Here is a 14,878-nt window from a genome sequence, read left to right as displayed (position 1 = left end):
CTAGTTTTTATTTGTATTCCGGAAGCCAATCGCCGTGTGCTGCAAATAAATCGTCGCACATGGAGATGATGTCTTTCATGGAAAGCTCCGCGCTTGTATGCGGATCAAGCATTGCAGCTTGGTAAACCGCTTCTTTTTTCCGTGTGACAGCCGCTTCGATTGTCATCAGCTGTGTATTAATATTCGTCCGGTTTAAGGCTGCAAGCTGCTCAGGCAGTTCTCCGGCGAAACACGGTGTAATTTTTTTTCTGTCGGCGACGCATGTCACTTCCACAACCGCTTTTGAAGGAAGGTTGGTGATCAGCCCTGTATTCAAGACGTTTCCTCCGAAGGTGAATGGTTCGTTTGTTTCCATTGCTTCTATAATTCTTGAACCATATTCTTTTGAGCGTTCGTGCGTAAGGTTTTTATTGTTGACGATATCATCCCGCATTTTCTCCCAATTTTCAATTTGCTTGACGCACCTTCTCGGATATTCGTCGAGCGGGATTTGCAGCTCGCTGATCAGTTCAGGGTAATTCCGTTTAATAAAGTATGGGTGATACTCTGCGTTATGTTCGGACGATTCCGTGACATAATAGCCGAACTTATCCATTAATTCAAACCGCACCATATCATGATGCTTTGTTTTTTGTTTTTCTTTCGCTCTCCTTTTGATTTCTGGATATAAATCTGTGCCGTCTTTTTTGACTTCCAAAAGCCAAGCCATATGATTAATGCCTGCGATGCGTTCCTCAATTCCGTCATGCTCCATTTCGAGAGCTTTAAATAAATCCTTCGTGCACACTTGAACACTGTGGCAGAGCCCGATTGTTTTGATATTGGTATAGCGGAGCATGGCGCCTGTAAGAGTGGCCATTGGATTTGTATAGTTTAAGAACCATGCATCAGGGCACATTTCCTCCATATCTTTTGCGATATCAAATAAGACCGGGATTGTTCTGAGAGATCTGAATATCCCGCCGATGCCGACTGTATCGGCGATCGTCTGGCGCAGCCCATACCGTTTAGGAATCTCGAAATCGATGACTGTGCTTGGTTTGTATCCTCCAACCTGAATCGCATTGATGACATAGCCTGCGTTTTGCAAGGCGAGTTTTCTGTCATCATAGCTGTTGATGGCCACACTTGGGTTATAACGGTCTCTTAGATTTTCGAGCATGAGCTGGGATTCTTGCAGGCGTTTGGGATCAATGTCGTAAAGAGCGAACTCAAATCCATTCAGTGCCTCTGTTAACAGGCAGTCTCCCAAAACATTTTTGGCGAAAATCGTGCTCCCTGCACCGATAAATGTAATCTTTTTCATATTGCTTCCTCCTTTAGTGTTAACCCTTTACCGCTCCGGAAGACAGGCCGGCAATAAAGTATTTTTGCAGCGCCAAAAACAGAACAACCATCGGCAGCATTGCCATAAGTGCCGCTGCGGCAACTAAATGAAGGTTGTTTGCGTTTTCTCCGAAAAAACCTGCCATGGCTACTGTTAATGTCTGAACCTTTTGATCTTGTAAAAAGAAAATGGCAAATTGATAGTCGTTCCAAATAAAGACACAAGAAATAATACAGATGGTCGCAGTGATCGGCTTCAGCAGAGGAAACACAATCGTAAAAAAGATTTTCAGCATGCCTGCGCCGTCAATTCTTGCGGCTTCTTCAAGCTCTTTTGGAATGGTCGATCGGATAAAGCCTGAATACAAGAATACGGTTAACGGCATGTAAGCCGCTGTATTGATGAAAATGGCGATTGCGTGTGTATTGACCATTCCGGCGTCCACAACCATTCGGTACAAAGGAACCATGGACGTTAACGGAGGGATGATCATAATGGAAATCAGCAAGGCAAAAACGGCTTTATTCAGTTTCGTTTCCCGCCGGGCAAGCGGGTAGGCGGCAAGTGAGCCGAATATAATTAATAACAAGGCAGAAAAACCTGTGATGATCATGGTGTTTATAAAAGAGTTTCCTAGCGAAGCGCGCTCCCACGCCTCTGAAAAATTATGAAAGGAGATGTCGGCTGGAAATATCCATTTCGAACTGTAGTCTCCTTTTGCTTTCAATGAAGTGGTCAGCAGGATATAAAAAGGAATAAAATGCGCACAGGCCACAATGGCTGCAAGAAGCGTAATGATCCGCATGCTTTTTGTACGGGCGGCTCTCATGACATTTCCGTCTCCTTTCTTTTAAAGTACGCAAGCGCGCAAAAGCTGATGATCAAAATGACAAATGCCATAAATATGCCTTGCGTTGCGGCATAGCCGGCATCCTGCCGTTTGAAATACAAATCATACATAAATGTGGACATGGATTGTGACGCATTTCCGGGGCCGCCAGCGGTGAGTGCAATAATGACGTCAAACAGCTTTAAGCCTCCGATAATGTTGATGACCATATTAATGGTAATGGAGGGCATTAACAGCGGCAGCGTGATGGTAAAAAACTGCTGGCCTTGTTTCGCGCCATCCATTTGCGCCGCTTCATAGTAGTCTTTCGGAATGCTTTGCAGACCGGCTAAGTAGACAACCATAGCGATCCCGACATATTGATAGGTGTTAATCATGACAATGATCCATGGATTGAGCGATGGACTGGCGAGCGCATTAATAGGGCTGATGCCGAAGACCCCGAGCAAATCGTTGAGCGCGCCTCCGTCATAGGAGAAGAAAAAGTACCAAATGTAACCCATAATGAGCGGGCTGATCATCACCGGCAAATACACAATTGTTCTTGTTACCGCTTTCGTTTTAATGCTTTGATTTAATAGCAGAGCGTACAGAAGCCCGACCACATTTTGAAAAAAGGTGCTGCCAAGCCCGTAAAGCAGAGTGTTTTTTAAGATATGCCAAGTGTCAGGATCAGAAAACAGCCTTTCATATTGCGCGAATCCAACCCATTGGTAAACTTGTGAAAAGCCGTTCCAGTTTGTAAAGGTAATCAATGTGCCTTTCACAAACGGATAAATCATAAAGACCAGAACGGAGAGCAAAGCAGGAATGTACATCCACCAAAGTGAGGACTGCTTTTTTGGCTTAACCTGTTTCACATGAACGTCCCTTGCGATCTCACTCATTGTTTTCAGCTCCCTGTGTTTCCGATTGCTCCCGGAGTCGTTTATATTCTCTTCCCAGCTTCTGCGAAATGTCTTGAGGCGCCAAAATGTCAGCCGCCAGCTCCTGTCCGACCGTGCCCAGGACATCCCACATTCCGTTTGGCAAGTATAAACGGTCGAAGTAAGGCTCGACTTTGACATCTTGATAATGCTCATAATCGTTTGCGTAGAAAATATCAGCTTTCACATTGGTCAGCCCTGAAGGAAGCGATGTGGCTTCAGCCATTTGTTTAGCATTGGCCGGGCGGGCCATAAATGTGATAAATTCTTTTGCCTCTTTTAATTGAGGCGAATCTTTCCATGCTGCAAGGGTGTAGCGTTCACCGCCGATCCATATCGGGTCATCACCGGGATGGATGGCAGGTGTCGGGATAATGCCGACCTTGACGTTCGGGTTGATCTGGGCAACGTCTTGGCCGAGTGTGCCGCCTTGCATTGTAAAGGCGATTTTGTTTTGGGCCATTAATTCAATGAGCTGTGATTTTTTTGCCGTGACGGCGTCGATATTGATCAATTTTTCTTTCTGCATTTGTTTGAGGATTTTTGATAAGTAAGTGAATTTATTCCATTTAAAAGAACCGTTGATGAGCTGTTTTTTTTCATTATGGGCAGGGTCTGTGATGAGAAGAGGTGTAGCGAATTGGTCGTAATATTGAGCGAATGAGCTTTTGTCATAGCCGGCAAACCAGAAGGGAACAATGCTTCCCTTGCTCTTTTCTTTAATCGTTCTCAGTGCTTTGATAAAGTCATCCATGGTTTCCGGCGGAGCAATGCCGTAACGGTCTAAAATATTGCGGTTATACGCCAGACCGTCTTTTGCCTGATTGATCGGATAGGCATACACCTTTCCGCTTTTATTTTTGAGGATGCTGTTTAAATTAGGATCAAGATCTTGAGTCCATTCCATATCCCGGAGATCCGCTGTATATTCTCCGTACCTGATTTTCCCCCAGCCATGTGTATCGAATAGATCTGGCAAATCATTGGCCGCCATTCTGACACGCATCATATTTTCATAGTCATTGCCTGGGAAATGAAGGCTGACATGAATGTCACTGTGTTCCTTTTCGAATGCTGCCGCTAGTTTTCTGAACGTATCTCTTTCACTGTCGGTTGACATTGTAGAATAAATGGTTAACGTCTTTTTTGCGGTATCTGCTGAGCTTTTCTCTGCTGAACACCCGGGCAGAACAAGCAGAATAAGAGAGAGAAATAAAACAAAAGTGTGTTTCATCTTTTCCTCCTTATCATCGTGATGAATCTTTGCTTATGTCACCTCCTTTGCTATACATCCGCAGCTTTGTCTTACGATTAATGTTGTGGGCAGGGTGACATGGTGAGGAAGCGTTCGGCCATTGAGACGGTCAAGCAGCAGTTTTACGCCTGTCCGGCCCATTTCCTCTGTGTATACCTTCACCGTTGTTAAAGGCGTGCTGGCAAATTCAGCTTCCTCAATGCCGTTAAAGCTGACGATTGCAGTATCCCGCGGCACTTGCAGTCCGGCTTCCTGCAGCGCTTTTAATGCGCCGATCGCCATAGAATCGCTGGCAATAAAGAATGCTTCCGGCAGATGGCCTTGATCGATTGCTTTCTTCATCAGGCGATAGCCCTCACGCATGCTGTATTCTCCGATCAGCACATGCTCAGGCTGGGGGGCGACTGATTTCAAAAAAACGGTCAGGCGTTTGTCTTCAATCGTTCTGCGAATGCTTTGGCCGTCCTTCAGCGTATGCTCTTTTTCTTGTCCGCCAATGTAGCCTAACCGTTTGTAGCCTAAGTCGAAAAGGTGATCAATCGCCTGGCGTGAAGCCGATTCAAAATCGATTCCAATCGAATCGTATGCTTGCGGATCTGGTGAATGATTGATAAATACGGCATGCTCCAGCCTTCCGCTGATATGCTTAACCGCTTCATCATGAACACGGCCGATGACAATGACACCATCCAATTCCCGAAAGATATGTTCCTGAAATGAGCCGAGATGAATCGAATTTGTAATAAAAATTTCCTGTTCAAAGCATTCCTTTTCAATGCCTTTCCGAATGGAAGAAAAATAAGGGTCCTGCCTTTCCTGATCAGGGGACAGACAGCTCAGCACACCGATCAGCGGCTGAGCCCGCTGTTTTTGCCCGCGGGATTTTCGGCGTTTGGCAACGGTTTGATAACCAAGCTCTTCAGCGATGTTGATGACTCTTTGTCTCGTCTCGCCCGCAACAGAAAGCGACTCATCTTCATTTAAAATTCTGGACACAGTTGCGCTGGAAACATTAGCTTTCAAGGCGATATCTTTAATACGAACCATGGGTATCCCTCTCATCTATTTAGTAAAATATTAACTCATCTGTTTTTGATAAATTGATACTATCATATAAAAGTAAGCGGTTACAATAATTATTTTCGGAATATTTCGTTATATTTACTAAATATTTAGTAAATGATGTGATTTATGTTGGAAAAATAAAGGGGAACCCAGATCTGTCTCGTAAATGTGAAGTAAGCGAATTAGGAAGGGTGATGGGATGAGAGCCGAAAGAAGAAAGCAACTGTTTCGATTGCTTGGTGATTTGCCTGATCGGAGGCCAATCAGTGTTGAGACATTACGTATTGAAGAAAGAGAAGAAAATATCGTTGAAACGCTCCTGCTCGATTTAAATGGACATGAAAAGGTGCCCGCTTATTTTGTGAAGCCGAAGAAAACAGAAGGACCGTGCCCAGCCGTATTGTTTCAGCATTCGCATGGGGGCCAGTATGATAGGGGAAAAAGTGAGCTGATTGAGGGAGCGGATTATTTGAAAACGCCTTCTTTTTCTGATGAGCTTACTTCACTCGGATACGGCGTTCTTGCGATTGATCATTGGGGATTTGGAGATCGGCGGGGAAAAGCGGAAAGCGAGATATTTAAAGAAATGCTTCTCACCGGAAAAGTGATGTGGGGGATGATGATTTATGACAGTTTAAGTGCGTTGGACTATATGCAGTCACGCTCTGATGTTCAGCCTGACAGGATCGGAACCATCGGCATGTCTATGGGAGGTTTGATGGCGTGGTGGACAGCGGCGCTCGATGACCGGATTAAGGTGTGTGTGGATTTGTGCAGCCAGGTGGATCATCACGTGCTGATCAAAACACAGAATCTTGACAGGCACGGCTTTTATTATTACGTCCCATCGCTTGCAAAGCATTTTTCCGCATCGGAGATCCAAGGCCTGATCGCGCCGCGCCCGCACCTTAGTCTTGTTGGTGTACACGATCGGTTAACGCCGGCCGAGGGCGTGGACAAAATCGAAAAAGAATTGACAGCTGTCTATGCTGGACAGGGAGCTTCTGATTGCTACCGAGTGGTCCGTTCTGCTTCGGGACATTTCGAAACAGCAGTTATGAGGCATGAAGCTGTCCGGTTTTTGCAAAAGTGGCTGTGACTGTTAAAAGAAATCGAAAAAGACCGTTTTATGTGAAAACGGTCTTTTTGTTTCCTTTTCACCAACTGCCATAAATCGATGCTTTCTTCTATTGACAGAAACAGGAGAGAATAATATATTCTAATTGTTAACCTTTAAAAATGATTGGTTAACAATTAAAGTGAGAAGCACTACACGTTCTTCAGTTATCAGTGAAAGGGCGAGAAATGATGCAAGAAGAAACTTTTTATAGTGTCAGAATGAGGGCTTCTATGAATGGATCTCATGAAGACGGCGGAAAGCATATATCCGGCGGAGAACGGCTTATTCCTTTCCATGAGATGAAGCATACAGTCAATGCTTTATTAGAAAAAGGGTTATCCCATTCAAGAGGAAAACCTGATTTTATGCAAATTCAATTTGAAGAGGTATATGAATCGATAAAAACCATTCAGCCATTGCCTGTGCATACGAATGAAGTGAACTGCCCGGAAGAAGGACAAAAGCTGGCCCGATTGTTATTGGAAAAAGAAGGCGTTTCACGAGACGTGATTGAAAAAGCATATGAACAAATCCCTGAATGGTCAGATGTCAGGGGTGCGGTGTTGTTTGATATTCATACAGGCAAGCGAATGGATCAAACAAAAGAAAAAGGGGTGCGGGTCTCCAGAATGGACTGGCCGGACGCTAATTTTGAAAAATGGGCGCTTCACAGTCACGTGCCGGCTCATTCAAGAATAAAAGAGGCCCTTGCGCTCGCTTCAAAGGTAAGCCGGCACCCGGCAGCCGTTGCAGAATTATGCTGGTCGGACGATCCAGATTACATAACAGGCTATGTTGCGGGTAAGAAAATGGGCTATCAGCGTATTACAGCAATGAAAGAATATGGGACTGAAGCGGGCTGCCGAGTCTTTTTTATTGATGGCTCCAAAGATGTAACCACATACATACATGAGCTGGAGAAGAAGCCTATTTTAATAGAGTGGGAGGAAGATCATGACTCATGATTTGATAGAAAAAAGTAAAAAGCACCTCTGGCTGCCATTTACCCAAATGAAAGATTATGATGAAAACCCCTTAATCATCGAAAGCGGGACTGGAATCAAAGTCAAAGACATAAACGGCAAGGAATACTATGACGGTTTTTCATCAGTTTGGCTTAATGTCCACGGACACCGCAAAAAAGAACTAGATAACGCCATAAAAAAACAGCTCGGAAAAATTGCGCACTCCACGTTATTGGGCATGACCAACGTTCCAGCAACCCAGCTTGCCGAAACATTAATCGACATCAGCCCAAAAAAGCTCACGCGGGTCTTTTATTCTGACAGCGGCGCAGAAGCGATGGAAATAGCCCTAAAAATGGCGTTTCAGTATTGGAAGAACATCGGGAAGCCCGAGAAACAAAAATTCATCGCAATGAAAAACGGGTATCACGGTGATACGATTGGCGCCGTCAGTGTCGGTTCAATTGAGCTTTTTCACCACGTATACGGCCCGTTGATGTTCGAGAGTTACAAGGCTCCGATTCCTTATGTGTATCGCTCTGAAAGCGGTGATCCTGATGAGTGCCGTGATCAGTGCCTCCGAGAGCTTGAACAGCTGCTTAAGGAACATCACGAGGAAATTGCCGCGCTTTCCATTGAATCAATGGTACAAGGGGCTTCCGGTATGATCGTGATGCCGGAAGGATATTTGGCAGGGGTGCGCGAGCTATGTACAACATACGATGTCTTAATGATCGTTGATGAAGTCGCTACAGGCTTTGGCCGTACAGGAAAAATGTTTGCGTGCGAGCACGAGAATGTCCAGCCTGATCTGATGGCTGCCGGTAAAGGCATTACAGGAGGCTATTTGCCAATTGCCGTTACGTTTGCCACTGAAGACATCTATAAGGCATTTTATGATGATTATGAAAACCTAAAAACCTTTTTCCATGGCCATTCCTATACAGGCAATCAGCTTGGCTGTGCGGTTGCGCTTGAAAATCTGGCATTATTTGAATCTGAAAACATTGTGGAACAAGTAGCGGAAAAAAGTAAAAAGCTCCATTTTCTTCTTCAAGATCTGCACGCTCTTCCTCATGTTGGGGATATTCGGCAGCTTGGCTTTATGTGCGGTGCAGAGCTTGTCCGGTCAAAGGAAACCAAAGAACCTTACCCGGCTGATCGGCGGGTTGGATACAAAGTTTCCTTAAAAATGAGAGAGCTGGGAATGCTGACAAGGCCGCTTGGGGACGTGGTTGCATTTCTTCCTCCTCTCGCCAGTACTGCTGAGGAGCTCACGGAAATGGTTGCCATTATGAAACAAGCCATCCACGAGGTTACGAGCCTTGAAGATTGATTCTTGGTTAAACGAGCGGTTAGACAGAGCAAAGGAAGCCGGCGTACACCGTAACCTGCGGTCAATGAATGGGGCACCGGTTCCAGAGAGGAACATTGATGGCGAAAATCAAACGGTCTGGTCCTCAAACAATTATTTAGGGCTCGCAAGCGATAGACGTTTGATCGATGCAGCCCAAACAGCATTGCAGCAATTTGGGACAGGAAGCAGCGGTTCACGTTTAACGACAGGCAATTCGGTCTGGCATGAAAAGCTAGAAAAGAAGATTGCCAGCTTTAAACGGACAGAAGCGACCCTGCTGTTTTCGAGCGGTTACTTGGCCAATGTCGGTGTCCTTTCATCCTTGCCAGAAAAGGAAGATGTCATTTTAAGTGACCAGCTCAATCATGCCAGTATTATCGACGGCTGCCGACTTTCTAAGGCTGATACAGTTGTTTATCGGCATAGTGATATGAATGATCTTGAAAACAAGCTGAATGAAACACAGCGTTATCAGCGCCGTTTTATCGTAACAGACGGGGTATTCAGCATGGATGGCACGATTGCCCCTCTTGATCAGATCATCTCACTTGCGCAACGCTATCATGCCTTCGTGGTCGTTGATGATGCCCATGCAACAGGAGTTTTGGGTGATTCGGGACGAGGAACGAGTGAATACTTTGGTGTTTGTCCTGACATTGTGATCGGCACCTTAAGCAAAGCTGTTGGCGCGGAAGGAGGTTTTGCGGCAGGATCAGCGGTCTTCATCGACTTTTTGCTGAACCATGCCAGAACATTTATCTTTCAAACCGCTATTCCGCCAGCCAGCTGTGCGGCTGCTCATGAGGCTTTCAACATCATTGAAGCCAGCAGGGAAAAACGACAGCTTTTATTTTTTTATATCAGCATGATCAGAACCAGTCTGAAGAATATGGGTTATGTGGTGAAAGGAGATCACACACCGATTATTCCTGTAGTCATTGGCGATGCCCATAAAACGGTCATATTTGCTGAAAAACTGCAGGGCAACGGAATTTATGCTCCTGCCATTCGGCCGCCAACCGTTGCGCCGGGTGAAAGCCGTATTCGAATTACAATCACGTCTGACCACAGTATGGGTGATATTGATCATTTGCTGAAAACATTTCATTCAATCGGAAAGGAGCTGCACATCATTTGAGGGGTTTTTTTGTGACAGGAACAGATACAGAAGTGGGGAAAACGGTTATATCCAGCGGTCTTGCTGCTTTATTGAAAGAACATAATAGAGATGTTGGGGTGTATAAACCATTTTTAAGTGGGATATCACGTCATCATCCAGATAGTGATACTAGTCTGCTGAAAGACATGTCGCAGACCAGTCTTTCTCATGAAGACATTACGCCTTTTGCCTTCAAAGCGCCGCTTGCACCATACGTTGCAGGGAAACTTGAGGGAAAGACTGTCACCATGGAAGAGGTTTTAAGCCATTGGGGACGGATTAGAGAAAAACATGAATGCTTCATCGTAGAAGGTGCAGGCGGTATTTCTGTGCCATTGGGAGAGGACTATTTGGTCAGTCATGTCATAAAAGCGTTGCAGCTTCCCATGATTATTGTGGCACGTCCTCACCTTGGAACCATTAATCATACCTTTTTAACTGTCAAATATGCAGAAAGCATGGGGCTTCCAATTGCCGGAATTATCATCAATGGAATAAGTGACTCTCCTGATGAAGATGAAAAAACCAATCCTGAGATGATTGAGCGCTTATGCGGTGTTCCGATTTTAGGGGTTACGCCAAAGCTTGCCAACGTTACGAAAGAAACGGTTCTACATATGGTAAAAGACCATATCAATCTATCATTACTGATGAATCAAGTGGGGGTATGAGAATGAATCAATGGATGGAACTCGCAGACCGGGTGCTGGCTGGAGCAGAAGTGACTGACGAAGAGGCGCTATCAATATTACATTGTCCTGATGAAGATATTTTGCTATTAATGCATGGAGCTTTTCATATCAGAAAACACTTTTATGGAAAAAAAGTAAAGCTCAATATGATTATGAATGCGAAATCCGGGCTCTGCCCGGAAAACTGCGGCTATTGTTCACAGTCTGCGATTTCAAAAGCGCCAATTGAGTCTTACCGGATGGTGAATAAGGAAACGCTGCTTGAAGGCGCGAAGCGGGCGCACGATCTGAATATCGGCACATATTGTATCGTGGCAAGCGGCAGAGGGCCGTCTAACAGAGAAGTGGATCAGGTCGTAGATGCGGTTCAGGAAATTAAAGAGACGTATGGACTGAAGGTTTGTGCGTGTCTCGGACTGTTGAAGCCAGAGCAGGCGAAGCGTCTCAAAGATGCCGGAGTAGACCGCTATAATCATAATTTGAATACGTCACAGAGAAACCATTCAAACATCACGACCTCACATACATACGATGACAGAGTCAATACGGTTGAAATCGCAAAAGAATCGGGGCTGTCTCCGTGTTCAGGCGCCATTATCGGGATGAAGGAGACGAAACAGGATGTCATTGACATCGCCAAAAGCTTGAAGGCTCTTGACGCGGATTCCATTCCTGTGAATTTTTTGCATGCAATTGATGGCACGCCATTAGAAGGCGTCAACGAATTAAACCCGCTGTATTGTTTAAAAGTGCTGGCGCTGTTCCGTTTTATCAATCCATCAAAAGAAATTCGCATTTCCGGAGGAAGAGAGGTCAATCTCCGCTCATTGCAGCCATTAGGGCTTTACGCCGCAAACTCCATTTTTGTCGGAGACTACTTAACAACTGCAGGGCAAGAGGAGACGGAGGATCATAAAATGCTGAGTGATTTAGGCTTTGAAGTTGAATCAGTCGAAGAAATGAAGGCCAGTTTAAGTGCGAAAAGCTGAAAGAATCAATAAAAGCAATCGGTATGATGTCGATTGCTTTTATTTTTGAACAGAAAGGAGAAAATCACGTGACAATTGCATCGTCAACTGCATCTTCTGAGTTTTTGAAAAACCCATATTCTTTTTACGACACATTGCGAGCTGTTCATCCTATCTATAAAGGGAGTTTCTTAAAATACCCGGGCTGGTATGTCACAGGATATGAAGAAACAGCTGCTATTTTGAAAGATGCGAGATTCAAAGTCCGCACCCCGCTGCCCGAGAGCTCAACCAAATATCAGAACCTTTCACATGTGCAAAATCAAATGATGCTGTTTCAGAACCAGCCTGATCATAGACGATTGCGGACGCTTGCCAGCGGAGCGTTTACGCCGAGAGCGACAGAGAGTTATCAGCCGTATATCATTGAAACTGTCCATCATTTGCTTGATCAAGTGCAAGGTGAAAAAAAGATGGAGGTCATTTCGGACTTTGCTTTTCCTTTAGCAAGCTTTGTCATAGCTAACATTATAGGTGTACCGGAGGAAGATAGGGAGCAATTAAAGGAGTGGGCTGCGAGTCTCATTCAAACGATTGATTTTACCCGGTCAAGAAAGGCATTAACAGAGGGCAATATTATGGCTGTGCAGGCTATGGCATATTTCAAAGAGCTGATTCAAAAGCGAAAACGCCACCCTCAACAGGATATGATCAGCATGCTCTTGAAGGGGAGAGAAAAGGATAAGCTGACGGAAGAGGAGGCGGCATCTACGTGCATATTGCTGGCGATCGCCGGACATGAGACAACGGTCAATCTCATCAGCAATTCAGTCCTTTGTCTGCTGCAGCATCCAGAACAGCTTTTGAAACTGAGAGAAAATCCAGATCTTATTGATACCGCAGTCGAGGAATGTTTACGCTATGAAAGCCCCACGCAAATGACAGCCAGAGTTGCGTCAGAGGATATTGACATCAGCGGGGTGACGATCCGTCAAGGAGAACAAGTCTATCTTTTGTTAGGGGCGGCTAATCGAGACCCAAGCATTTTCACGAACCCCGATGTCTTCGATATTACGAGAAGTCCTAATCCGCACCTTTCATTCGGTCATGGCCATCATGTTTGTTTAGGGTCCTCGCTGGCACGATTAGAAGCGCAAATTGCGATTAACACTCTTCTGCAGCGAATGCCCAGCCTTAAGCTCGCGGATTTTGAATGGCGGTATCGGCCGCTTTTTGGATTTCGGGCGCTTGAGGAGCTGCCGGTGACTTTTGAATAAGCCTAAGAATATGAGTGCCAAAAAAGTGTCAGCCCCGCCGAAAATGGGCAATCTATAAAAAAGGGGAGTGAACATCGTGAAAAAAGTGCTGATCGCCGGCGGAAATGGTGTGATTGGGAGACTGCTTGCTGAAGGGCTGATTTCAGACTATGAAGTGACTGTGCTTGATAAAGATCATTTCGATGGCAAAGCCTCTTCCATTCAGGCTGACGCGGCAAATTATGAGGAGCTGTTGAAGAAGATTCCAAAAGATACGGATGTCATCTTGAATTTACTCGCTGTTAAAATCAAATACGATATTATGGACATCGCTGAGTTTGAAAAAATGACGGATGTTTTCTATAGGGCAAGCTATTATCTGTGCCGTGCGGCAGCGGAACTCGGCATTCAAAAGCTCGTGTTCGCCAGCAGTAATCATGTCACAGATGTATACGAAAAAGACGGGCGCTCGCTCTTAGGACGGGAAATCACAACAAGCGATTATCCGCTGTCAAAAAACTTGTACGGTGTATTAAAGCTGACCTCTGAACAGATCGGCCATTTGTTTTATTTGGAAAATAAGCTATCAGTAATCAACCTGCGAATCGGAACAGTCGTCACAGATGAAATGGATACGCTGCATGAAAAAGAACGGACGAAAAAGACACTGCTTTCTCACCCCGATCTGCTGTCGATTTTCAAAGCCGCTATTGAGACCAATATCCGGTACGGCACTTATTACGCCGTCTCTGATAATCCGGGCCGGCCATGGTCCATTGAATCTGCCGTGAATGAACTTGGGTTTTCGCCACAAATCAATACGGCTGAACTTTTGAACGAGGAGGAGAACGGAGCATAATCATTTTCTAAGATTATGCTCTTTTTCTTTTGTTATCGGTCTCAATTCGCGGCAGCCCCCGCCCGGCCGGGGACACTGTTCAAATGATTATAGACATGGCAATCACAGATTTGCTACATTTTAGACACGATATCGTCACATGCTGAGCTCGGTTTCCAAAATATGATAACGCTTACAAAGAGAGGTGGGAGCTATCGCACATTCACTGAAAAACCGTCTGTTTGATATGTTGATTTATGGTTTCTTGCTGATGTTCGCTTTAATATGCGTACTTCCGTTCATTCATGTTATCGCAGCATCCTTTGCCACAGTAGAAGAAGTCGTGTCGAAAAAATTTATTTTAATACCGACCACTTTTTCGCTAGATGCTTATCGCTACATTTTTTCAACAGATATTATTTATAAGAGTTTGCTTGTTTCTGTGTTTGTGACAGTGATAGGCACTGCGGTCAGCATGTTTCTTTCGTCACTGATGGCTTACGGGTTATCCCGCCGTGATTTAATCGGCCGGCAGCCGCTCATGTTTCTCGTCGTATTTACGATGCTGTTTAGCGGCGGCATGATTCCGACTTTCCTTGTGGTCAAATCGCTTGGATTGCTCGATTCTTACTGGGCGCTTATTTTGCCGACTGCCATTAATGCCTTTAACCTGATCATTCTGAAAAATTTCTTTCAAAATATCCCGTCAAGCTTGGAAGAGTCCGCGAAAATTGACGGGTGCAATGATCTGGGCATATTCTTTAAAATTGTGCTGCCGCTGTCTCTTCCTGCGATCGCAACGATTTCACTATTTTATGCGGTCACGTATTGGAACACGTATATGACAGCGATCTTGTACTTAAATGATTCAGCAAAATGGCCGATTCAGGTGCTTCTGCGCCAAATCGTCATTGTATCAAGCGGTATGCAGGGGGATATGTCTGAAATGGGGTCGGGCAGCCCGCCGCCTGAGCAAACTATTAAAATGGCGGTCATAGTGGTGGCGACCATCCCGGTTCTGCTTGTCTATCCGTTTATACAAAAGCATTTTGCAAAAGGAGCTTTGCTGGGATCTGTCAAAGGATAAAGAAATATGAAAC

At 45.0% G+C, this 14,878-nt stretch carries 14 protein-coding genes; 9 read left to right on the top strand and 5 right to left on the bottom strand.

Annotation, left to right across the window (positions count from 1 at the left end; all coding sequences use genetic code 11):
* Positions 1–7: 7 nt before the first annotated feature.
* The 5 genes from melA to NYE56_RS15120 are packed head-to-tail and all read right to left on the bottom strand — an operon-like array spanning position 8 to position 5,405.
* Positions 8–1,306, bottom strand: coding sequence for an alpha-galactosidase MelA (melA, locus tag NYE56_RS15140; protein ID WP_341284042.1), 1,299 nt, complete (start codon positions 1,304–1,306; stop codon positions 8–10).
* A gap of 19 nt (positions 1,307–1,325) precedes the next feature.
* Positions 1,326–2,156, bottom strand: a complete 831-nt coding sequence (locus NYE56_RS15135) for a carbohydrate ABC transporter permease (protein ID WP_014480612.1) — start codon at positions 2,154–2,156, stop codon at positions 1,326–1,328.
* A complete protein-coding gene (locus NYE56_RS15130) occupies positions 2,153–3,064 on the bottom strand; it encodes a carbohydrate ABC transporter permease (protein WP_015251409.1) in 912 nt (303 codons plus the stop codon). The genes NYE56_RS15135 and NYE56_RS15130 overlap by 4 nt, the downstream gene beginning before the upstream one ends.
* Positions 3,057–4,337, bottom strand: coding sequence for an ABC transporter substrate-binding protein (locus NYE56_RS15125; RefSeq protein WP_341284041.1), 1,281 nt, complete (start codon positions 4,335–4,337; stop codon positions 3,057–3,059). The genes NYE56_RS15130 and NYE56_RS15125 overlap by 8 nt, the downstream gene beginning before the upstream one ends.
* Before the next feature lie 33 nt (positions 4,338–4,370).
* Positions 4,371–5,405, bottom strand: a complete 1,035-nt coding sequence (locus NYE56_RS15120) for a LacI family DNA-binding transcriptional regulator (protein WP_123372878.1) — start codon at positions 5,403–5,405, stop codon at positions 4,371–4,373.
* A gap of 217 nt (positions 5,406–5,622) precedes the next feature.
* On the opposite strand from NYE56_RS15120, the gene NYE56_RS15115 reads away from it, so the two are divergent.
* The 9 genes from NYE56_RS15115 (at position 5,623) to NYE56_RS15075 (ending at position 14,865) form a co-directional block, all read left to right on the top strand.
* Complete coding sequence (locus NYE56_RS15115) at positions 5,623–6,522, top strand: dienelactone hydrolase family protein (protein WP_017695465.1); 900 nt, start codon at positions 5,623–5,625, stop codon at positions 6,520–6,522.
* 209 nt (positions 6,523–6,731) lie between these two features.
* Complete coding sequence (gene bioW, locus NYE56_RS15110) at positions 6,732–7,508, top strand: 6-carboxyhexanoate--CoA ligase (protein WP_160245029.1); 777 nt, start codon at positions 6,732–6,734, stop codon at positions 7,506–7,508.
* Positions 7,498–8,844 carry an adenosylmethionine--8-amino-7-oxononanoate transaminase gene (gene bioA, locus NYE56_RS15105; protein ID WP_160244713.1) on the top strand — a complete coding sequence of 449 codons (1,347 nt, stop codon included), beginning with the start codon at positions 7,498–7,500 and terminating at the stop codon, positions 8,842–8,844. Before bioW ends, bioA begins: the two co-directional genes overlap by 11 nt.
* Entirely contained in the window at positions 8,834–10,003 is a 1,170-nt protein-coding gene (gene bioF, locus NYE56_RS15100) for an 8-amino-7-oxononanoate synthase (RefSeq protein ID WP_341284040.1), read from the top strand. The genes bioA and bioF overlap by 11 nt, the downstream gene beginning before the upstream one ends.
* Positions 10,000–10,695, top strand: coding sequence for a dethiobiotin synthase (bioD, locus tag NYE56_RS15095; protein ID WP_024572242.1), 696 nt, complete (start codon positions 10,000–10,002; stop codon positions 10,693–10,695). The genes bioF and bioD overlap by 4 nt, the downstream gene beginning before the upstream one ends.
* A 2-nt stretch (positions 10,696–10,697) precedes the next feature.
* Positions 10,698–11,705, top strand: coding sequence for a biotin synthase BioB (gene bioB / locus NYE56_RS15090; RefSeq protein ID WP_015251417.1), 1,008 nt, complete (start codon positions 10,698–10,700; stop codon positions 11,703–11,705).
* A 68-nt stretch (positions 11,706–11,773) separates the two neighbouring features.
* Positions 11,774–12,961: a biotin biosynthesis cytochrome P450 gene (gene bioI, locus NYE56_RS15085; RefSeq protein ID WP_341284039.1), complete on the top strand. Its 1,188-nt coding sequence runs from the start codon at positions 11,774–11,776 to the stop codon at positions 12,959–12,961.
* A 76-nt stretch (positions 12,962–13,037) separates the two neighbouring features.
* Positions 13,038–13,799: an NAD-dependent epimerase/dehydratase family protein gene (locus tag NYE56_RS15080; protein WP_041351158.1), complete on the top strand. Its 762-nt coding sequence runs from the start codon at positions 13,038–13,040 to the stop codon at positions 13,797–13,799.
* Between the two features lie 205 nt (positions 13,800–14,004).
* A complete protein-coding gene (locus NYE56_RS15075) occupies positions 14,005–14,865 on the top strand; it encodes a carbohydrate ABC transporter permease (RefSeq protein WP_010886597.1) in 861 nt (286 codons plus the stop codon).
* The last annotated feature ends 13 nt before the right edge of the window (positions 14,866–14,878 follow it).

The sequence above is a fragment of the Bacillus sp. FSL R5-0603 genome, from assembly GCF_038050295.1.
Classification (GTDB): domain Bacteria; phylum Bacillota; class Bacilli; order Bacillales; family Bacillaceae; genus Bacillus; species Bacillus subtilis.
Note: the sequence above shows the minus strand (reverse complement) of the source record. Positions and strands in the feature narration are given on the sequence as shown.